This window comes from Leptospira limi, from assembly GCF_026151395.1.
Lineage (GTDB): Bacteria > Spirochaetota > Leptospiria > Leptospirales > Leptospiraceae > Leptospira_A > Leptospira_A limi.
On the sequence record NZ_JAMQPV010000002.1, the window covers coordinates 62,033 to 83,592 of the forward strand.

General features: G+C 35.8%; 10 protein-coding genes. 4 read left to right on the plus strand and 6 right to left on the minus strand.

From position 1 onward, the window contains the following. Positions 1-36: 36 nt before the first annotated feature. The 4 genes from recD to ND812_RS13890 all read right to left on the minus strand — a co-directional run bounded on the left by recD (position 37) and on the right by ND812_RS13890 (position 10,650). A complete protein-coding gene (gene recD, locus ND812_RS13875) occupies positions 37-1,839 on the minus strand; it encodes an exodeoxyribonuclease V subunit alpha (protein WP_265376014.1) in 1,803 nt (600 codons plus the stop codon). Next, a complete protein-coding gene (locus ND812_RS13880; RefSeq protein ID WP_265376015.1) occupies positions 1,836-5,444 on the minus strand; it encodes a UvrD-helicase domain-containing protein in 3,609 nt (1,202 codons plus the stop codon). The genes recD and ND812_RS13880 overlap by 4 nt, the downstream gene beginning before the upstream one ends. A 2-nt stretch (positions 5,445-5,446) precedes the next feature. Next, positions 5,447-8,740 (minus strand): exodeoxyribonuclease V subunit gamma, encoded by a 3,294-nt coding sequence (locus ND812_RS13885; protein WP_265376016.1) that lies wholly within the window; start codon positions 8,738-8,740, stop codon positions 5,447-5,449. Positions 8,741-8,988: 248 nt separating this feature from the next. Beyond that, positions 8,989-10,650, minus strand: a complete 1,662-nt coding sequence (locus tag ND812_RS13890; RefSeq protein WP_265376017.1) for an alpha/beta fold hydrolase — start codon at positions 10,648-10,650, stop codon at positions 8,989-8,991. Between the two features lie 232 nt (positions 10,651-10,882). Here ND812_RS13890 and ND812_RS13895 point away from each other — a divergent pair, with 232 nt between their 5' ends. Beyond that, the gene (locus tag ND812_RS13895) at positions 10,883-11,968 is read left to right on the plus strand and encodes a helix-turn-helix domain-containing protein (protein ID WP_265376213.1); all 1,086 of its coding nucleotides are present in this window, start codon (positions 10,883-10,885) and stop codon (positions 11,966-11,968) included. A gap of 56 nt (positions 11,969-12,024) precedes the next feature. Here ND812_RS13895 and ND812_RS13900 read toward each other — a convergent pair whose 3' ends face one another. Further along, positions 12,025-15,396: a hypothetical protein gene (locus tag ND812_RS13900; RefSeq protein ID WP_265376018.1), complete on the minus strand. Its 3,372-nt coding sequence runs from the start codon at positions 15,394-15,396 to the stop codon at positions 12,025-12,027. Further along, positions 15,393-16,361, minus strand: coding sequence for a hypothetical protein (locus tag ND812_RS13905; RefSeq protein ID WP_265376019.1), 969 nt, complete (start codon positions 16,359-16,361; stop codon positions 15,393-15,395). Before ND812_RS13905 ends, ND812_RS13900 begins: the two co-directional genes overlap by 4 nt. A 507-nt stretch (positions 16,362-16,868) precedes the next feature. On the opposite strand from ND812_RS13905, the gene ND812_RS13910 reads away from it, so the two are divergent. The 3 genes from ND812_RS13910 (at position 16,869) to ND812_RS13920 (ending at position 21,469) form a co-directional block, all read left to right on the plus strand. After that, positions 16,869-17,783: an ArdC family protein gene (locus ND812_RS13910; protein WP_265376020.1), complete on the plus strand. Its 915-nt coding sequence runs from the start codon at positions 16,869-16,871 to the stop codon at positions 17,781-17,783. Positions 17,784-18,228: 445 nt separating this feature from the next. Beyond that, a complete protein-coding gene (locus ND812_RS13915) occupies positions 18,229-19,335 on the plus strand; it encodes a hypothetical protein (protein WP_265376021.1) in 1,107 nt (368 codons plus the stop codon). Between the two features lie 790 nt (positions 19,336-20,125). Then, positions 20,126-21,469 (plus strand): hypothetical protein, encoded by a 1,344-nt coding sequence (locus ND812_RS13920; RefSeq protein ID WP_265376022.1) that lies wholly within the window; start codon positions 20,126-20,128, stop codon positions 21,467-21,469. The last annotated feature ends 91 nt before the right edge of the window (positions 21,470-21,560 follow it).

The following is a 21,560-nucleotide window of genomic DNA, read 5'->3' on the forward strand; positions in this document are numbered from 1 at the left end:
CAGACTAGAGTTGCATTGATTGATAACAATGTTATGTTATGGAATCTGGATTCCTGTATACCGTTTGCGGAATGATTGTAATCCAAATTCCCATGTTTGGAAATCTCCAAATAGGATTACTCTTTCTTTCGCACGAGTGATCGCTGTGTATAATATCCTTCGGTTGAGAATGGAAAGATTGTTTTCTTTATCTACATCCAATGCTGTTTTGGGAGGAAGGTAAAGGTAAATTGATTTGTATTCAGAACCTTGGCTTTTGTGAATCGTGAGAAAGAATGCTGGTTCATGGTCAGGTAATGTATCCAGTGCAAAGGAATACAAGCGATCTTCGATGGGGAATACTGCTCTTAACTCAGAATTGATGGATACCACAAGGCCAATATCACCATTAAACAATTTTCTCATTTGGTCATTTGATTGGATGATGATGGGCATCCCTTCAAAGTAAAAGGACTTGGATAATTGTCTGTATCTAAGATTCGTTTGGTTTTTAGGGTTTGATATTTGTTTTTTCACATAACTTAAGATTTGGTTTTGGATGGCTTCGATTCCAAAGTATCCATTTCGTAAGATCGTGAGGCATCTGTATTCATTCACGATGGACTCAAAAATCGATTTGTTGGTTGGGTCTTTCAGTGCATTTGGTTCCCAATGGAGTTTGGATGTGGCATTGGCAGTTTGCAGATACAATGTTTCCCACAAAAAGGGAACCAAACTTTCTAAGTTCCAATCGAGAATCTCAAGATGGTTTGCATTTGGTGACTTTGTTTTTTTGTCACCTTGGATCCAAACAAAATCCTTTTCCGAATTGAGTTCTGATTTTGTGATGATGTTTGGTTTTGGGAATGGTTTTGGTCCACTATTTTCACCAAAGGATTGTTTGACGACTTCAGCAAAAATACTAAATTCGGAAACATCTGAAAAACGGTGGTTACTGGTAAGTTCTGATAAAAATTCTTTTTTATTTTTTAACGTAGTGATGAGATCGGTTAACACCTCACCTTGGCCCACAGAAGGGAGTTGGTTTGGATCCCCTAGCAAAATGATATGGGTATCAAAATGGATCGCTGCGAAAAATAAATTCATCAATTTTAAATCCACCATGGACGTTTCATCCATGATGATCAAATCATATGGTAAAGTGCGCTTCTCACCGAATTTGGCTTGGTTCGTTGTTGGGTTGATTTTTAATAAATTGTGAATGGTTTGTCCGCGGAACTTGGAAGACTCAGAAGGATTCTCTGCAAATCTTTCTAAATTCCTTTGGATGGATTCTGTTAATCTTTGTGATGCTCTTCCTGTTGGTGCGACAAGCGCAATCCGTTCTACGTTGGGGAGTAATTCCAATCGATCTAATGCGATTAAGAGAAAGGAAACGACAGTTGTTTTCCCGGTCCCTGGGCCACCAGAGATCACTCGGAAGTTGGATGCGATAACATCTCTGATCGTTTCCCTTTGTTCCTTCGCAAGTGTGATCTTTGATTCTGTTTCTAAACTTATTACGATCTTTGTGATTTGTTCCTCTGTGATCGTTGTATTCTTTTTTTGGTTTGTTTTATGGGTTAAGAATGCCTGTAGTAAGGTTTCAAATTTGATTTTTTCCGAATGGCTTTTCTGCAGATACAACCTGTTTTCTGTTCCCGCTTTCTCGATCACAAACGGGAAGTAGGTTTTCAGTTTGTCGATTGTGTTATCATCCGTGATGGGAATGTACAAATCTCCGCTTTGGGATTGGACCAGTAAACTTGCAATTGTATCCTTAAGTGACGAGTTCCAATCGGGGAAAAGATTGTATAAGGAATTCACAAAGGTTTGGATTTTTTCATCGATCACTTTCATGAATATACCTTTTCCAATTGGTCAGAGGCACTACGGATATAGGCCATTACTTCTTTTTTGATCCCTTCAAACTGCTCGAGAGTCCATTCGGAATCGGAATGTTTTAAATCAGAGTAGATTCCAGTTTGTTTGTCACCTGACATCCCTCTTAAAAACAAATAATAAACTCCGCCAAACTTGTCCAAGGCTACATCGGGTCCAAAGAGAGACTTTAGGTATTCAAATAGAATAAAGGAATACACTGACTTTTGGAAGAGATACCCTTTGTCTCGGACGGCATTGGCGACTGCTTCACTACTATAATCGTTGTTTGGTAATAAATTGGATTTATAATCAACAATATAAAATTTCTGATCCTTTACAAAAACCAAATCGATGGCTCCTTTTAAGTAGTGTTCGAAACCATCAGTCAATGAAGCTCCACTTTCTTTCAGTAAGTTTTGTAAGAATAAATGGAATTTTAATTCTGCAGACTTTTCTTCTTCCTTTAATTCACTTAAGGATATGGAATTGCCAGTTGCAAGGTTGATCTTTGCAGTCATTGCATTTTTTAATAGGGAAGCAACAGTCTCTTCTATTTTAAGTTCCTTACCTTCGACTTCAACGGGATACCGCGAATAGGATTTTTGGTAAGCCCACTTCCATACGGAACTTTGTAGGATCGCTTCCACTTCCAATTGGAAAATAGAGAAATCACATAATTCAAGAATGTTATGTAAAAAATTTCCGATCTTCGCACTGGAAGGCAATTCAAAAGTCGAACTCACTTCCACATCAGGAGTTTCTTCTAATTCTTTTTTCTTTTCTTCTTGGGTGACATTTAAGTTTTTTTCATTGGCTTGCAAACTTGTATAACTATGTTGCAAGAGCACTCTACCAATTTTGATTTCGGATGGGTATAGAATCGGGGATGTTGGTTTCTTCGATTGGGTGTCATTCGCGGGAAGAGAATTTGTTTTTGTTACTTCTGAAATTTCGTTTGGATCTCGGAATACAAAACTCGAGGCAAGTGATGGATTCTGGTTTCGCAACGATTGGATTCTTTCTAATTCTTGGTAGAGGATTTGGCTATACCCAGAATTGGGAAGTTTATTGGCTCCGCCCCAATTGAGTTTGGGAAGGTAAAGCCTAAGGTTAGGCCTTGTGAGAGCAACATATAACAGACGTTTTTGTTCATTCAGGAAATGATTTTGTTCGTCTTCTTTGTCTGGATTTAGATCCCATAAGTCAAGAATCCATTTTCGTTTTTTGCCTTCCGGTGTTTCGATTTCGATTGGGTATTCTTTATTCGTGATACGGTTTCCCCTGTTTCCAAAATAAAATAAGAATACGACTGGCCACTCTAATCCTTTTGATGCATGGATGGTTAAAATTTGCACAGAATCTTCTTCTGTCTCACGATCAAATAACGGCTCTTCTTCGGGGGATTGTTTTCTTTGTTTGAGCTCGCGTAAATGGGAGAGTAACTCTTGCAGGCTACAATTTGACTTCAGTTGTATTTCTAATAATTTTTGAAAGATTTGCCGGAAGTTTGTACGTTTGCGTTCCCATTCGAGTGTGCTTTTGCCTTCTAACCAAAAGAGTTTGGTTTCGTCCATGACAGAACGAAAGAAACTTGCATATCTGTTTTCTTTCACGAGTCTTTGCCATTTGTCGATGAGTGATTTCTCATATGAGTCAATCGAGTGTTCATCAAATTTTTGGATTTCATGTGGGTGGATAGAAAAGATATCAGAGAATAGAATTTTTTTATAACTTTGTGATGAGTTGGAACTCAGTAAACATTCCAAGAGATTTTGAATTTGATCGGCTTCTCTGGATTGGTAAATCCCTCTTTGTTTGTAGATGGAACATGGAATTCCCGCTTTTGAAAGATAAAATTCAACAAGAGCTGATTCTTTTTGATTCCCACAAAGAATGGCTATGTCCTTTAACTTGATCTCTTGGATTTTTCGTTCGCCTTTTTTGTTATAAGAGAGAGTTGTTTCTTTGGTTTGGATTCGTTTGATTTCATTGCGAATTGTTTCCGCCCAAGTATTCCTTACTTTGTATATGTTTTGAAACTGTTCCTTGAAATCAAAAATTTGAATCGCTGACTCATTTGGATTCACATATTGGTACTTGATGGTATCAGGGTCAGGGGAGGATACTTTCTTATATAAGTAGTTTTCTTTACTGGAGCCAGGTTCTTCGATGGGAAAAAAATGTGTTCTACCATATTCTTTTGTTTCATCATGGAAAATGGTATTGAGTCCATGGATTAATTCTTTTGTGGATCGATAATTGGTTTCTAAGGCAGCTTTGGATTCGAAGTCACGAGATGCATCTAGATAAATTCCAATATCGGCTCCGCGAAATCCGTAGATACTTTGTTTCGGGTCTCCAATACAAAAGAGCATTCTTGACTTTGTTTCTTTGTCTAAAAACAAAGTTTTGAAAATTTGGTATTGGTTTTTGTCTGTGTCTTGGAATTCATCTAGGATACAAACTTGGAATCGTTCTTGTAAGGATTGGACCAAGGTTTGGTTGGGGTTACGAACAATCACATCATAGACCTTTAAGATCATTTGATCATACGTCAGGTATTCGCCTTTATCGATAATGGATTTTGTTTTTGAAGTGAGTTCGTTTACTGTATTTTGTAAGAAGATGGATCCTTCATAATCCAATTCATCCAAAGGGAAGATTTCCTTCAGAGAATCGACTACTGATTTTATTTTCCCTTGTAACGCAACGGCGGCTTGGTCTAATTTTTTGACAACTGCATTGCCTTCCAAAAGGAAAAAATCGAATCCTGTAGCGTTGATTCCGTCACCAAGGGAACGTTTTAAATCCGCAAATCGTTGCAATTCTTTGGATAGATATTTTTTATCTTCGTTTCGAATCGCATTTACAAATAACTCGAGTGAGTTCCAATTTTCCATCCACTTTGGGATGCTACCTTTCGCTCCTTGCGCGTAGATGGCTTCACCAGTTGGTCCTTTTAAAGCTTCGCAGATTGTGAGGATGACATCCAAGACATTGTCTTTCTTTGCATTGTGAATACAATCTTCTAAGGATACAAATTTTGGAAATACATAGTCCTTTGTGTCAGCAAGGAGTTTAGAAGTTGTGTTAACAACGAGGTCTTCCTTCGTTTTTAAATTAGAGATAAGAATCTCATTTGCGAGTGACTCTTTGTCTCTACCTTCCCATTGGCTCCTTTTTAATTCGTAAAACGTCTTTCGGATCAATTCTTCATTCGATGTGAGTTTGACATTGGGATTGTTTTGGGTTTCGACTGGGTATTCTGTTAACACCATATTGCAGAAACCATGGATGGTCGAGATCGTAACTTGGTCTAAATCTCGGAGATACTGGTAGTATTCTGGGTGTTTCCCATTCTCATAGAGCTCTAGGATTTTTAATTTTAATCGGGTCTTTAATTCTCCAGCAGCTTTTTCGGTAAAGGTGAGCACTAAAAATTGCAGTAGTCGATTCTCTTTGATATGATGGGTTACATCATGGGCCATCACGTCCCCTAACATTTGCATGATGAGGTGTGTTTTTCCGGTTCCAGCAGATGCTTCGATAAAATTGGGATGGTTACGTAAAGGATGGTCCATGTTTAAAATCCTTTTCTCAGTAGGGGTAAGAGTAGGCGATAGACCTTCTTGAACGAAAACTGGTGCAATAAATCCTTCCCATAAGGCGATAGTTTCATATGCTCAGACTCGAATTCTAAAATTTGGTCTGCCTCTTCTTCCAAAAATTCCTTCCAAGCAGTTTCTAATTCATCAACTTTCTTTTCCGAGTGATCCGTTCCCATCTCCGCAAAAAACAAATTGAGTCCAGGATTTGGTACATACATAGGTGGTGATTCATTGATGAGGTTGACAACGCTACGAATGTAATCTGCCGATTCCTTTTCTGGTAAATGGTCCAATGGAAGGATCATATCCTTTTCTTTTTGTTTTGATAAGATGGGAATGATGACTAATTTTTTTCCAATCGTTCGGAAGAGACAGGCACTGAGGAATAGAAGTATCATCTTACCAAAATAATCTTTTAAGTATTCATTTCCTTTCTCAGGTTTTGGTACAAAACTCCTTGGATAAAACCAATAGTAAGTATCACCGATCGCAATGAGATTCTCCCACTCGCCCGTGATGGATTGGTTTTCATCCAAAGGAAAGGAAGGCAATTGAATTCCGTCACGTAAGCCAGTATCACCAATCGAGAGGGAACTCAAATAGACCATTCCATTCGCATTCGAAAAGAGTTCTGTTTTTAATGTTTTATACACTTCTGCAATGGCAGTGAGTTCCTCTAATAAGGTTTCTGTTGTGACTAAATGAAAAGCACCATAGGGAAACTCAGCTTTTTTCTCTGCGATTTGACTGAACTCATTTATTTTTTGTGCAATCGTATCTTTGTCCCAAGACCAAACTTCTTCCTTTGCCAATGATTCTGTAAAGAGAGGTACAAATTTTGATTTGAATAGGTATGTTTCCAATGCATTGAAATAAAATGGTTCTTCCGCCGACGTTTCCTCTTCATCGTCTATATAACCTAAGTTTTCTTTGATGTAAGGGAGAATCGGATTTTTAAAGGCAGAAGCAATGGATGTAATTGAAATTTCTTTTTTGGATTTTAATTCTGAACTTGGCAAAACCAAATCTTCTAAGGAAGTAAAACTTGGTTTTGGCAATTCTGTCTCTAAACTTCTGTATTGTTTTAAATTTCGAGCATAATCATAAGAATGTAAAATTTCCTTTTCATAAAATCGACTATAGGGTGTTAGCGGGATTTCCGTTGCTCTATCGATCCCAAGTGAATTCATAATCTCAAATAAACTCGAACAAGGCTCAAATTCCTTATCTTCTAATGTGTTTTTTCCAACATAGGAAAAGGTGATGCTATCTTCTGCCGATAGAATGGTTTCCCACAACAAAGATTCTTGGATTTCAACTCGATTCAAATCCCAAGGTTTTGCATCATTTTTTCTAAGATTAAACCTTGATAGATCTTTGGAACCTGGAAACTTCCCTTCACCTAACCCAACGATATAGATATGGGAAAAGGGAATGGGTCGCATCGGTTGCAAAAGAGAAATGGTAATCCCTTCCGTTAGGTAATTTCCTTTCTGAGTCGCAATGTTAGAAAAGATTTCATCTGTTTGTAAAGTTATGAATTGTAAAAAATCATTTACGTTGTTCCATTCGGTATCACACCATTTCGCAATGGTTTCTAACCATGTTGTCAAATAGATCCTTTCGTTTTCTGTTTCCTCACTAAACTTGAAGAATTGATTCCATTTGGATTCGAAAGACTTAAATCGTTCACTGGTAGGCAACTGTAAAAATTCAGATGTAAAAAACGATTGTAAGGATTTGATTTGTTCCCAAACCAAATTCAAATGCAAAACAGAATCTTCTTCTGCCAAAGGATCAGTGATCATACCCATCTTGTCCCAAGTGGTTTTTTCATCACTGATCACAGATAGAACTGCGCGTTTCACTCCAAAGGAAATGGTATACGGGTTCTCTTCTTTGTTTTCCTCATAGAGGGAACCAAGTGAATTGAGTAGTTGGCTTACGGAATTTGTTTGGTCAGAGGATTCGGTTTTATTTTTGCCAGTAACGAGAGGATTTTCAAGCAATTGAATGAAATCCTCTTTTTCAATGCGTTGGTTTAAAAACGATGCGAAGAGAATTGAAAATACTTTGTATAACAAAGAAGAATCTTTTGCCACTAAATCCGAAAGAGAATAATTCAATCGGTGAAGAGTAGGGGTCTCTTCTAACCTTTGTGTTGTATAAATCCCTCCATGGAAAACCCATTCAATCGCTGCTTTGTAATCATTGGTATTCGGAACAAGGATCGCAAAGTCTAATAGGCTTAAGCTACCTTTGCTTGTACTGATTTTATGAAGGATATCATGTGCGATGGATTCCATCTCACGGTATTCGGAAGGTGCATTCCATACCCGAACAGTTTGGTCGTTTAAGTAGTTCTCTTCCTTCACTTGTTCTTCAAGTAAGATCGACTTGAGTTTTGCGAGCATGCCACCACTTGCATATTTGGATTTTTCTTTTTGTTTATTCCCGTTTGAAAATTCTTTTGCTATATAGGATTGTGGTTTTGCAAATTTAGATAAGTAGTTTTTAGTTTTCTCTGGATTTTGTCCAATGACTTTGCCATTATGAAATTGGTAGATAAAGATATTAAAGTTTGGATTTTTCGAAACCGTTTTCAAAAAATCAATATAAGTCCCAGACAAATTGGACAAACAAAAAAAATGTAAATTCCCATGGAGGGATAATTCTTTTCCTTTCTCGAGGTAATAGAATAAGTTTTTTTGATCGCCTTTGTTTATCCCAAGATAAATTTCTTTTTCCAATGCCCAGTATGGATCCTTTGTGAGTTGGTTTGGAATTTGACTCTTCGTATCTCTTAGCCAGTTATGAATCCAATCTGACCTGTTCAATTCATAATCTTTGAAATACTTTGTCAGAAGATCAGATAAATAGTATAACTTTGGTAAATCGGAGATGTATGTTTTGATCTCTGGATGATTTTGGAATAAGGTTGTTTGGTTTTCATACAGGTAACGAAAACAATCCTTCTGAAAGGAATTGTAATCATAAAAGTTTTCCTCTTCTGCCCAAGGAGGAATTTGTAAGGAAGCAAATATCGTTTTTAAAATCGCTTTTTCTAAGAATGTAAATTCAATGTTGATGGAAAGTTGTGAGTCATTGTACTTCGGTATGTTTAGTTTTAACCAAGGAATTAAATTGGTATTCGGCACAACCACAAGTGGCATGCGAAGTGGATTTTCAATTTGTTCCTTCTTGATTTGTTTGGTTAGTTCCGAAGTGATTTCGTGCAGATGAAGTCCTGCAAAATAATGTATTGGCAAAAAAAATCCCTTATTTCAAAAATCAAAGATAGTTTCACCTCGTAGAATTGGAAACGCAATCATTATCTGTTGTTCCTTTTTGAAAAAGAAAAAATTAGGGCGCCATTTCCGGCTATACGCTCCAATCTTTGCCAAGGGCAAAGGATTTCCGCTGCTATCCGGGGCGCTCCTGAATCGAAAATAAAATAAAAAAGGGAGAGAAGGTCTCTCCCAAATGTCCACCTAGCAAATACTAAGTGATCCGAAATTCATTCACTTTCAAACTTAAGTGTGGATGCAGTGTTTGTGCTGTGTTTAAATGTTGTTGTGTAGAGTGAAATTGGTTTTGGAACCGCATACATTGGGTCAATGTTATCAATCGCCAAACCAATGCGAGATCCAGCAGGGAAGTCATGTGCGACTGCTTGGAGGTCTACATTTAGGTCTACGTCTTTTCCTTTCACATTGAAAAGGGTTGCTGTTCCATGGCTGATGAGTTTTCCCGTTCCCCAAAAGTCGACTTCATAGAGGTAAACAACTACATGAGGCGCGTAGTCAGAACTATTGATACGACCTTTGTAAAATGTTCTCCCGCGAAGTTTGAGTGGGGAAGATAAACTATCAGAGAGATACACCATCGCATTTGTTCGATCGATTAAATTCACATTGGTTGTGACAGGAACTGAAGCTGCACCGTCCAATATCTCTGATAAAAGGGGAACTCCAGTTGTGGCAATGGTTCCGCCAGATAAAATGGTATCATTCCCATTACTTGTGTTTGTCGTTGTTGTGATTTTGCCTGGGGTAAAGAGTCCCATTGGTCGTAAGTGGTAAGTCTTTTCAACTTTCGATGGGTTTGGCCAAGTGGAGTAACTCACACGATCACTTGAGAAACGTTTTTGGATTGTCACTTTTGGTTTTGTCATGATTCCATTTTGGATTCCCTTTAACCAATAATCGAACCAATCATAGGCGTTCGTCCAAACATAATTGTTAATTCCGAGAATCCCACCAATCTCTGCTGTTGCATGGATTCCATTGTTTAAATCCAGTTTTTTAGGAACCGTGAGTTGTTCGAAGTAGGGAAGGATTTGGTTTGGTTGGAATAAATTATCTTGTGAGTTATTGGAGATGTAAACTGGTTTGCCAGATGCATTGAGTTCCGCTACAAAATTGTTAGGTGATCTTTCTCTTGCCCATGATAAAACAGTAGCAACGTCTCTTGTATCCAATAGTTTTTGAAAATTCTCTGCAATGATTGGATCCATCCTTCCTGTGATATAACCTGCAGTCACGAGGAGAAGTCCCCAAACAAGTCTTGGTGTTTGGTTGCCATAAAGCGAATCAGGTAAACTTCCCCAACCACTCATAGCAACAGCGGTTTTGATCCTTGGTTCTTTGCTGAGTCCGAGTAAAGAAATTCCAGCTCCATATGAAATCCCCGCAATACCGATGTTTGCTGCATTCACTGGAGCATTCGCTAAAAGAAAATCAATTCCTTTGGAAAGGTCTTCCATATCTTTCGGGCCTGCTACATTGATGAGTCCACCAGATGTTCCAAACCCTCGTGTGTTGTAACTAAAAACAACATATCCTTTTTTTGCGAGTTTCGCTGCAGGGACAATGTATTCGTATTCATTGAGTGCCCAGCTATTGACAAAAATAATCGCTGGGAATGGACCTGTCCCTGATTTTGGGATGAATAAGTTCCCTGTGATTTTCACTCCGTCGTTCCCTAAAAACGAAATGTTATCATTAAAAGTAAAACTTCCATCGTTTTCATTCTGGAATGCCGTTTGTATGTCTCTAGTGTATGCGGCATTACTTTGTTGTAACATTTCTGGTGTTGCACTTGTGTTTTGCGATCCGCCATTTAACACCGACAAGATGGCACTCGTTTCTTTTCCGTTTTGTTTTCCATTCCCCCACACGTGATCAGTAGGAAGTTCCCTACGATGAGGAGGAGAGTGAGATAGTTTTTTTGCTTTTTCATAATTCGCCTCTGAATTGCCTCAAAAATAACATAAACAAGGGGTGTTTGCGTCTAAAATGGGAATCTTGGACGAAAAAGTAGGTCTAAAATTATGATTTTGTACGTTTTATTCGGACACTTACAATTCCAAACAGTTGACGAATCCGTGCATATTGTCCGACTTTTGTCGTATGTCTGAATTTATGGGGTCTTGGCTCCAATTTGGTGCCTGGTATCATTTTGTTTTAGGAATCGGAATCCTTGTGAAAGAGAAAGGTTCCAAAGGATTTCCCTTCGCAATGATTGCGGCTTTTTCCGGTGGGACACTTATCATTTACGCCTATAGATTGTTTGCTGGATTCGAATTTGAATTCCCACTTCTCAATCATGGGTATGTGCCCATCATCTACTTGATTCCAGGGAGTATGCAGTATACCATTGAACAGTTCTTAAGTACAGAGCCAGTCCCAATCGGCAAACTCAAACGATTGTACCCAACATTCGTTGTGATTGTTCTACTTGTTTCCTTACAAGTCTTCTATCCACAATCCTTAGAACAATCCATGAATGATAGTTTCACGGGTCTTCCCTTTTCCATTCCCGAATACTTTGCCTTACTTGGTTGTTTGTATTGGGTGATCAGTTTCTTATGGATGATTTACCAATACCGACATATCCTTTACAACAATCCAAATGAGGAAGCAAAACTTGGTGTCCGAGTTTTGGGGATGATCTTAAAAGGTAATATTACATTTGCTAGTTTTATTTTTATCAGCACTCTATTCCGTTGGAACTCCGGGATTTATTTTACAGCAGGGATCGCCACACTCATGGCAGTCTTTGCTTTTATAGGAACAGAGATCAATCATGAGTTATTTAAAGATATTTTGCCAGGTCTCAGGCAATCTTATCGTACATCTAGAATCCTAAATCTTAATTTGGAAAAATTACAACAAGACTTAGACCATTTATTAAAACAAGAATTCGTTTACCGAGAAGAAACGATCAATCTATCCAATCTCTCGGAACGATTAGGGATTAAGGACTACCAATTGAGTGAGTACATCAATGCGTATTTAAGAATGAACTTCAATCGATTGGTGAATGAATACCGAATTGCTGAAGTTTGCCAACTGATCGAACAAAACCCAAAAGTCAATTTGTTGTCACTCGCATACCAAGTTGGATTCAATTCAAAAGCAAACTTTAATGTAGCATTTAAGTCATTGAAGAAAATGTCGCCGAGTGATTATGCGAAGTTAGTGGGAAAAGGGTAAAGATTATAGAATCCCCAAAACTTAACATAAAAGATGATGAGGATTGTATTTCGATTTTACTTCTTTCCTTTTGGTTTTTTCTTAGAAACTGTATAACCTAAAGTAAATGCCATTTTCCAAATCATCTCTAAATATTCTCCTGTTTTTGTAATGCTAGATTCTGTTTTGGAATCGGGTAATACAGACTGTAAATGAAACTCATTAGTTCCAAACCGAACTACATCAGGAGTCATATGGATCCAAGTATGCCAACCATACTCTCTTTGTTCTGGATAAAAGGTGAGTAAAATACCGGGTTCTTCTATCTTTGGCATTGTTGGAATTTGATTTTCTAATTTACGTCTGGCTGCCATATCCAACATCGTACGTGTCTCTGAATTTGGTTTTGTTTCTTTCCAAAGTTTTTGGATCAAATCGTCTCCTTTTTTCCCAAACCATCGCAGGAGAAGTGGTAGTCGTAGTCCTAAACATTCTTCATAGATACTGGAATCGTATGATTCATGATTTGTCATATCTAATCGATTTTTGATCACTTGCGAAGTAATTTCAAAAGAAGATTCTCCATCTAACAAAAAAAGTCGAGCCGCAAGTAAATCCTGCCATACATACCATTCAGGACTTGGATTTTTCAATTGTGTTTTAATTGTATTTGAATCCATATTTAAAACCTGATTCCATTTGATCGACTCAGGTTCCATAACTCTCATAAACTGTAATAGGTAAGTTTTCCAAGAAGGAGCTACGTAAGGTAGATTGAAAATTTCTATAAAATATGGATACACGGCTCGACCCTGAATGAAAAGGGCTTTGATGGCTTCCCATCGATCGTAAGAACCCGAATATTTATATTCATCCAAGGAATATCTTAGAGATTCAACAAGCCATGGGCCTCCATAACGCACTACATCCTCGTGTTTATAATTGATTTCTCGAATTTTTTCGAATACATGTTGGATGCTATACTTTTCTGGATGGAGGATTGCCTCTGGTAATAAGGTTTTCTTTTTGGAAAGTGCGGAAGCATACTCATCGGAATCATCAAATTTTGGCGCCTCAGAACCAGTGAGTGTTTCCCAAGCACTCCTAGCCTCAACTTCTATATAACTCCACGAATAATCAACCATAGGATTTGGATCAGCATAGATATGATACCAAAGATAATCTTTGAGTTTGACAATTTTTTTCTTTTTAATGCAACGGATGATTCCATAAACTCGTATCTGATCTCCTTTGTTCCCAAGAATCCTTTCCGCAAAGTTCAAATACTCTTTGTTATCTGGTTCCAAAAACAATAGGCCTGCCAGATAACATGCCTTTAGGTCGATCGCTATTCCAGGATGATTAGATTCATCAACGCCTGTGAAAAATTTGGAGAGTTCTAGTTTTGCTTTTTCTGGCTCCATTGTTGCCCAAGCAATGGCAGCTTCGGAGATATTAATGATTAGACTTAATTCCAAATAGGAGTCCCTATCTCTCCCTTTGATTAGAAAACTCTTTTTTAAATATTCCTCGATGATACCAATATGTTCATTTAAACCTAAATGTGCACATACAGCAAAAGCATTCCCTACACTCATTCCAAAGTATTTAAAATGATCACGATAGGTAAAAAGTTTTTTAATTAATTCAACAGAGACTTCATCTAAAGTTAAAATTCTTTCTTGTAAGGCTTCGTTCAAATGAGTGTAGGCGGTGAACATGTTGTTTAATGTAGGGCCTTCTTTTTGAACCTTTTGTTTGATTTCTTTTACATTGTCTAGGGTCTCGAAAGTACGCCATGCAGCATCAGCTAATACGGATCTGGATTCTTTATGATCACTATTGATTAAAGCCTCTACAACGTATTCCATTCTTGGGTCATCTTGTTTGAGTTTATGGACCGCTTCCCTCAGGGAGATCATCGCTTTGTCATCGTCCAACATGCCGATAGTTTTTGTGATTCCACAGAATGCTTTTTTATTGTCTGCATCATACTTCAGTCCTTGTCTAAAGGCAGCATTGATCACAGTAGAAAGTCGTTTTTCTAATTTTTCTGGATTGTAAGGCCAAGTATTATAAGCACTATCCGTTCGTTCTCTAAAATAGTCTTCAATGATTCTTTTTAGATTAGGATCTTTTTTGGATATTTCTTTTAGAATGATATCATGTGTTGCCACATCATCTGGATAATCTTCTATAATTTGAAAAAGGTCTGAATCTGATTTCATTCTAGATTCTAACTCTTTTTTGGAAATGGTTTTGAGGTTCGATAATCCTAAACTATCATTGTATAACTGGATATTTTTTGGTTCAATTTGTTTTGGATCGGCATTACCAAATGTTTGGGTTCTAATATTTTCTACTTTTTCGGATGGTACATTAAATAGAGTATTTAAGTCTCCATCCAAATACCCAAGTATATGTTTGCTAAGTATTGGGATAATTTTCCCCTTCGATTTAGTTGCAAGTTTGATGGTCTCTCTACATGCATCGTCATTTTTGAGATAGAAGTGGTGGATGATCCAATAAGCAGCCAAGTTTGGATATTTTTTGATTTCTGGTTTTTCCTCTTCCCAAGTTGTATAAGAGGGCGCATCTGCTAATTTTTCGGTAAATGCATAGGCGGGGTCACCATAACTATGCCCGAGTAACCATGCTGATCTTTCAAACATATCCAATGAATTATGATAGATCGGTTTGTTCTCATAAATTTTAATCGCTTCCTTCTCGAAAGATCGAATCAAACTATCTTTAATATTGGATGCTATAATTGGTTCTTTTTCTTTTTTATCTGAATTTATTTCTTCAAATTCCTCATCCTCTTCGTCATCATAACTTTCGTTAGTATCGTTTGTCCAATTCTCTGCAATAAAATGGCTGATCGAAAAATACGGCAAATTTTCTAAAACTCCGATTTCATGGTTGTAATGGTTTACTTCTATGGATTCCTTTTCATTTGGTAGTAGGTTGATCCAACAGGTATCACCACTACCATCAGAAGCAAAAAGATACGAACCATTGAATAAAAACATCAATCCACTATAAGTTCCGACTAACCAATTTAATACTTCTTCCGAATCTTTGAATTTAACCAATTTTTCTATAGAAGAAACTGCATAATCAAAACCGCCGTCTTCATCTTCTTCCAATTCGTCTTCTTCGGCAGAGTGATGATCGATCATATTCCAAACATCCGCTACTTCATACATAATGGATTTATAAGCTTTTTTTAAATTTTCCCATTCTAAAATTTCTTTTCCCGGTTTGAAACCATACATAGATTCGAAGTCTTTTAAAAAACTTTGATCGAATTTGTTTTTTTGTTTGGCCACATTTAAAAATTTATCTTTTAAGGATTGGAAAACCAATATCCGATCCATGATGATTTCTTTTAGTTTCCCTGAGTAAAAATCTGCTTTTTGTAAGTTTAGTTTTGTGTTTTGTTTCATGACGCTAATTCTTGATTGATAATATAAAATGATTCCGAATAGTGATTTCCGAAAATTTTAAACCAGAGGTCTCCTGAATTGTCTTTTTCAAATCTTAGAACATTTAAATCAGGGGTGATTTTATGGTATAAGGGGTGTTGTGTTAAGGTTAGTGTATCTAAATTAAAATTTAATAAGTGTTTTTTTGATGGGGTTTTGTTTCGTTCTTTGAGAAGTAAAGTAAGGTTTGAATAGTCATCTATGGAAATATCTAGAAATTCTAAATAAGATCCAAAATACGATTTCATTTTCTCATCATATAAATCTAATAAATGTTTTAATTTGCCATCTTTGTTTCTTACTTCTAACTTTGAATCGGAATATAGAAAAATTTTGTCTGAGTTAATCTTCACATCCATCGGAGCTCCGCTGGTTGAAAATTCCGATATAAAGTTTCCTTCTAAATTTAGAATGTAAGCTGTATCTAGATTATTTTCAGTAACCAAAATTCTGTCGTTACTGATTTGCTTTAGATTCCTCAGGTTTTGAAATTCTAGTTTTGAATTTAATATTTCCCAATGTGTTCCATTCCATTTATGGATTTGTTTCCTTCCGCTTGTGTTGGCAAATATTACATACGTGTATAATCCTATATTTAATATTTGATAAGGTGCAGGATTTGTTAATTTCGGAGAAGGTACGTTAAAAAATTTATCATCATTGAAATAAATCACCGAATTTGAAGTCCCGAATGAAACGGTATCCGGATTGGAGTGGAAAGGATTATCGCTTGCTAAATAAATTCCAACGGGGAATTCATAACGAGTTATTTCTCCACCATCATTTTTATAAAGGATGGGACTTTGATTCCAGGAACCAATCCAGAGATTACCCAAACAATCTCGTTCGAACAGAATTCTTTCGAATCCCGTAATGATAGAATCTCTATTTAGGTTTTTAGTTATGTTGATTTTGATCTCTTGCATTTTGTTTCTTAAAATCTTTTATGCAAATTGAGAACTATACATCTTTAGGCAATTTATTTTTTATTTAAGTGATTTTGAATTCAAACACCATGAATATCACTACAAGAAAAGGTGTTTCGTCTTAAAATCCACATCGAGAATATTAGGAAATATGAATGTACTAAGTCTCATAGAATTCTTTGAGACAAACTGTGAAATTAATTAGCTCTTATTTGAGAAACAATTCATCCGGAATTGTTATTGTTGCGACCTTAAAGGTGAAGGCTATTTTCTTACGATAATGGAAGGCTGAATTCTTGAATAAACCGAGAAAATAAATCCACAAACAGATTAAAAAATTATAGAAAGCGAAGAACTTAAAAAACTTTGCAGAATAAAATTTTTACATCCAAATCTCTCATTTGTCCCAGGTAACACTTATATTCTGTTCTGTTTGCCAATGAATGACAACCGTTACTTTTTTCCAAAAATTGTGACACTTTCTCCGTTGGCCTTACATCCATTTGTATGAAACAGAACAATTCAAAGAAAATAATTCAGAGTATTACAAATGATGTGATGGAGGCTATCCAGTCAGGCAGTCTTCAGGAGTGGGTCAAACCTTGGCAGAGTTTTGGCTTTCCATGGAATGCATTTACATGCAAAGAATATGGTTTTCTGAATGCCTTTTGGCTCACCAATGTCTTAGTGAAGTTTGGGTTTATTTATCCCATTTGGGCAACAGAGAACCAATGGAAAAAACTTGGTTATTCTTTGAAAGTAGGGGAATCTCCAAAAACAGAAGTTGTATACCCTTACCATGTTCAAATTCCTATCATCCCTCAAAAGAATACTACGGTTGAAGAAGGAGAAGATGAACAAGGTGAACTAGAAATTGAATATAAGTCGTGTTTGGTTCATAGGGTATATCCTGTCTTAAACATCTCCCAAGTCAAAATCCCTGATTGTGAATATGAAATGTTTGTCAAGAAGACAGTACAAAATGCTCCGGAAAGCGTTTCTGAGTTTGTGAAATCAATCAAACACAAGAAGGAAGAGATCGGAAATGATCGAGCAGCTTATGTTGTCCAATCAGATACAATTTTGATGCCAAAAAAGGAGTATTTCAAAACTGAAGCTGACTACTGGGCGGTTTACTTACACGAGTTAGGCCATTGGACTGGGGCATTTCACAGATTGAATCGAGATTTAACTGATGGTATTCGGAATTATGCATTTGAAGAATTAGTCGCTGAACTTTGCTCGGCTATCTTTGCTGGTGAATTTGGTTTTAGCGGAGAGTTGCAACATAAAGAATACATTGGGTCTTGGCTTAGGATCTTGGAAAACAATCCACGAGCGATTGTTAAAGCAGGATATCTTGCCATGGAAGCTGTGGAATATCTGAAGAAGGAAGCGAATAAGGGGGTGGGGGCGAGATGAGGCCCTACCTCATTCATCTTTAAATTTTTTGGCTCATCTGGAGTTCAAAGCGAAGCATGAAAGTTGAATTATGCGGATTTGACTAACTTAAAATTTGGTCCAACAAAAGTGGGAAGGTCACTTCTAGTTTACATATCGCTTGCATCAGAAAAAGTGAGTTACCACTCAATTGATATACGGTTAATCAAAAAATAAACGAAATCTATTTTTAATTAAAATATATATAATAAAGTTGAATTGGAACGCAATTTATAACTCCATCTTTCCTTTCAATACAAGCCTACATTGGTTTTTCGAAACGCTTATTTGTTATTAAAGACTGCTAAAATCGGTTTGACAGTAAAACATCTGTTTGTTTTATATATTTGTTTACTGTTAGGTTAAAATTAGTTGATTAAATTTCCTGGATTGATTCTGTTGTGTAAAAATTAGGAAAAACGAATAAATGAAAAAAACAATATGCTTAATCTTGACTCTTCTGAATTCTATTCTTTATGCAGTTGATACACGTGAATCGGCGGTATACATTCGAGGATACGATCTTACAGTAGATTCAGCAACTTTGAAAAATGGGCTAAGTATTCAAAATTCATTGATCATTAATCGATTGATAGGTGGGACGACTAATTTAACGATGCCTGCTACCAATCAATTTAAAGGGAAGGGTGTTGAGTTTGGAATAAATAAGCGTCATAGTGGGCTTTTTGGGACAGATTTTGGAATTTCCTACGCTACATTGTTTGCCGACTCAAATTACACTGGAGTATATGCAACTTCGTCTCTTAGATCTGGTTCAGGCTCTTCTGCAATTAATTTAGCTTCTGAAAGTTTTACTGCGTATGAATTTACTTCCAATAGACTACGGACGGCAAATATCAAAGTAGCAGAAAACATTTATTTGTTTCATGATTCTGGTCAGAAATTTTTAGAAGGTTTGGCTCTGAGATTAGGTGGAGAAATTTATGGAAATGATATCAAGGCTACATCTCCATATAACATCAATAATTCCAGTATTACAATCAACGGATCGAGAACGCAAGGAAGTGGTTTTGCTGTTGCTCCAATAAATGAGACAACTTACAATGAGGTATATTTGAATGCTATTTTGGGTTTGGGTTACAACTTAAAAATAGCCGAAGGCCATAACCTAACCATCGGATATGAATATTTAAAAAGTGTAGCCAATTCCGGAAATTACAAAAACAAAACGAAATCTTTGCTAGCGCTATCTCCCACACTTGCATTCCCTTCAGAGACGAAATTGAAAGGAAAAGTAGAATCTGAAATGGAAGGGAATCGTATAAGTTTAGGATATCGTTTTATGATTTCAGAAAATGTAAGTTTTGGTTTAAATTACTCTCATTCTGAAGCTACCCATAGAATCGTTGATAGTAAAGTCAAAGAGCCTGGCAATTTTTTCACTTTGCTAACGAGTGGTTCAAGTTTCAACCCAATCCCATTTTTACTTGGTAGTCAGCCCGGATTCGGACCATACCCTGAAAACAAAGATATTCGTAGGCAAATTGGAATTGAATTCGCTCTTAGATATTAATATAAGAGGATAATTAATTAATATTTGATTAACTAGAATCTGCAAATAGCTAGTTTTAGTTAATCAAATATTAAAATCATTCAATTAGGCATTCGGTAGTCGTGTCACTTATTTCAAGCTAATATCATCACTTCGGCATATTGGTTTTTAATAACTGCTTAAAAAAAGAATACTCAAAAGCGCTATCTCACCTTTCGCCAGCGCAAGAAAATTCAATGCATATTTCCCAAGCTGGAAAAAATGTAAGAAAAATCCCTATAGTTTAGGAAAATTGCATAAAAAACAAAAGTCTTTTTGTTAGGTGGCAATTTGATTGAATTTTATACTCTCAACTATCTTCGGCTTTATCCAATTTTTATAAAAGATTTACTGCATATTCTAAAATTCGGTTGATGCATTTTCAATTTAATTGAACAAGTGTTTTGTTTTGCTCATGGGACTGAGGGGGCGAAGCTATGTTTAGGTATTCTCGATTTCCAGGGGAAGAAGCGGTATTTCCAGCAGCTTTGGGTGAATTGGTTGGATTTTTTGAATTTCAAACTTAATAAGGTATTGACATTGATTTATGGGTTTGGTTAGAATCAGATTATAAAATTAACACATGTTATGCGACATAATCTATATTATCGGAAGAATCATATTACCTCAAAATAGATGGTATCTGAAATGACAGTAACATACATATTTTGAAGATTAAAATACTAACAAATGCTAGACTCAAATACATTTTATTAATAAAGCATAAAATTGAATAACAATTAAAAATCGTTATGCGACATGAATTAATCTTATGAGACATACAAAAAAAATTACCACTTATACTTTCTTCGCTTTAATCTCCATAATCATCGCAATAATTCTACCAAAGGGATATTGGGATATTTTCTTTGGAGGAGACCAAGCTGAAATATATCTAAATGCCAAAAGAATAGGTAATCTTCATATTGAGTTATTAGGATTACCAAGCGTTTGGGGTTTTTATCACCCAGGACCTGCATTACGATTTTACTTTAATATAATTTATTTATTCTCTTTTGGATCTATATTTCTTTTTTTCTTATTAGATACTTTAATTAAATTATCAATATTATTCATTTCTTTAAAAATAATTAAAGAAAAAATCAAGTTTCAAACACAAGACATATTATTCTCCATCTTGTTCTGTTTTAGCTCTATTTATATTCTAAGTTTATTCAAAACACCTTGGAGCTACGGAATAATAATAATTCTTCTTCTCCTCGGATCAACATACACTCTTCTCAAGCAGTATTTTAAAGCCTTTTTACTTTTTAACATTTCTATACAAGTCAGTATTATATCAATTATTCCCATTACTATTTTAGTAATTATATTTGCTTCTGAAATCTACTTAGACATAAAAAATAGAATTAAACCGTATTTAATAGGATTTCTATCAATTTGGTCTTTTACAATCTATGAAGCGATAAGAAACAAAGGTGGAAATCTTTTTAGAATAATTAGCCTTGATAAACCATTAAATGAAAATAATATTCAATCTGATATTTTAATCTCATCTAATGTACTTTTTAACTTTAAATTTGAATTCATTTTCCTAGCAATATTGCTTATAACATCAATACTCACATTTAAATATCAGCAAAAAACCTTTAAAAAATTTATAATAGCAACTTATTTCATATTTTCAACCTCTATTTTTCTTCCTTTCATTTTAAAGAAAAACGAATTTTACTACTTTGCATATATTGTTCCATTCCTTTTAATTTTATTACTACTTCTCCTGAAAAGTACAGGCATAAAATTAAAACTATTTATTTATGTAACTTTATTTGTTCCAATAATCATTAACCTATTTTCTTCCAGTGACTACTATATTAGTAGAAAATGGAATCCTTTTCCCTTATCTGAAATTATTCAAGTATCTACAGAAATCAAAAAAAATACATCTGGAAAAATTAACCTATACATTACAGGAGAAAAGGAAGGGGCTCTGGCTTTGCCTTTTTTAATAATCCTTGATATACTAAGTGTTCAAGTTGACAATTACAAACCATCTAATGAAAGAATAACAATTTACACAGACGAAATAAATTGCAAAAGAATTCAGAATAGAGGTAAAAATGGCTCAAAATCGATTTGCTATTCTATCGATTAAAAATTCACGTCGTATAACAGCGACTTACCGCTTCGCTCGGCCTGCGGCAAATTCCCTTTCTGGCATTCGCCTTGCTTACGCAAGCTACATG

Coding starts and splice junctions, on each gene's coding strand:
- recD (WP_265376014.1), bottom strand. CDS start 1,839: ATGAAAGTGATCGATGAAAAAATCCAAACCTTTGTGAATTCCTTATAC.
- ND812_RS13880 (WP_265376015.1), bottom strand. CDS start 5,444: ATGGACCATCCTTTACGTAACCATCCCAATTTTATCGAAGCATCTGCT.
- ND812_RS13895 (WP_265376213.1), top strand. CDS start 10,883: ATGTCTGAATTTATGGGGTCTTGGCTCCAATTTGGTGCCTGGTATCAT.
- ND812_RS13900 (WP_265376018.1), bottom strand. CDS start 15,396: ATGAAACAAAACACAAAACTAAACTTACAAAAAGCAGATTTTTACTCA.
- ND812_RS13905 (WP_265376019.1), bottom strand. CDS start 16,361: ATGCAAGAGATCAAAATCAACATAACTAAAAACCTAAATAGAGATTCT.
- ND812_RS13910 (WP_265376020.1), top strand. CDS start 16,869: ATGAAACAGAACAATTCAAAGAAAATAATTCAGAGTATTACAAATGAT.
- ND812_RS13915 (WP_265376021.1), top strand. CDS start 18,229: ATGAAAAAAACAATATGCTTAATCTTGACTCTTCTGAATTCTATTCTT.
- ND812_RS13920 (WP_265376022.1), top strand. CDS start 20,126: ATGAGACATACAAAAAAAATTACCACTTATACTTTCTTCGCTTTAATC.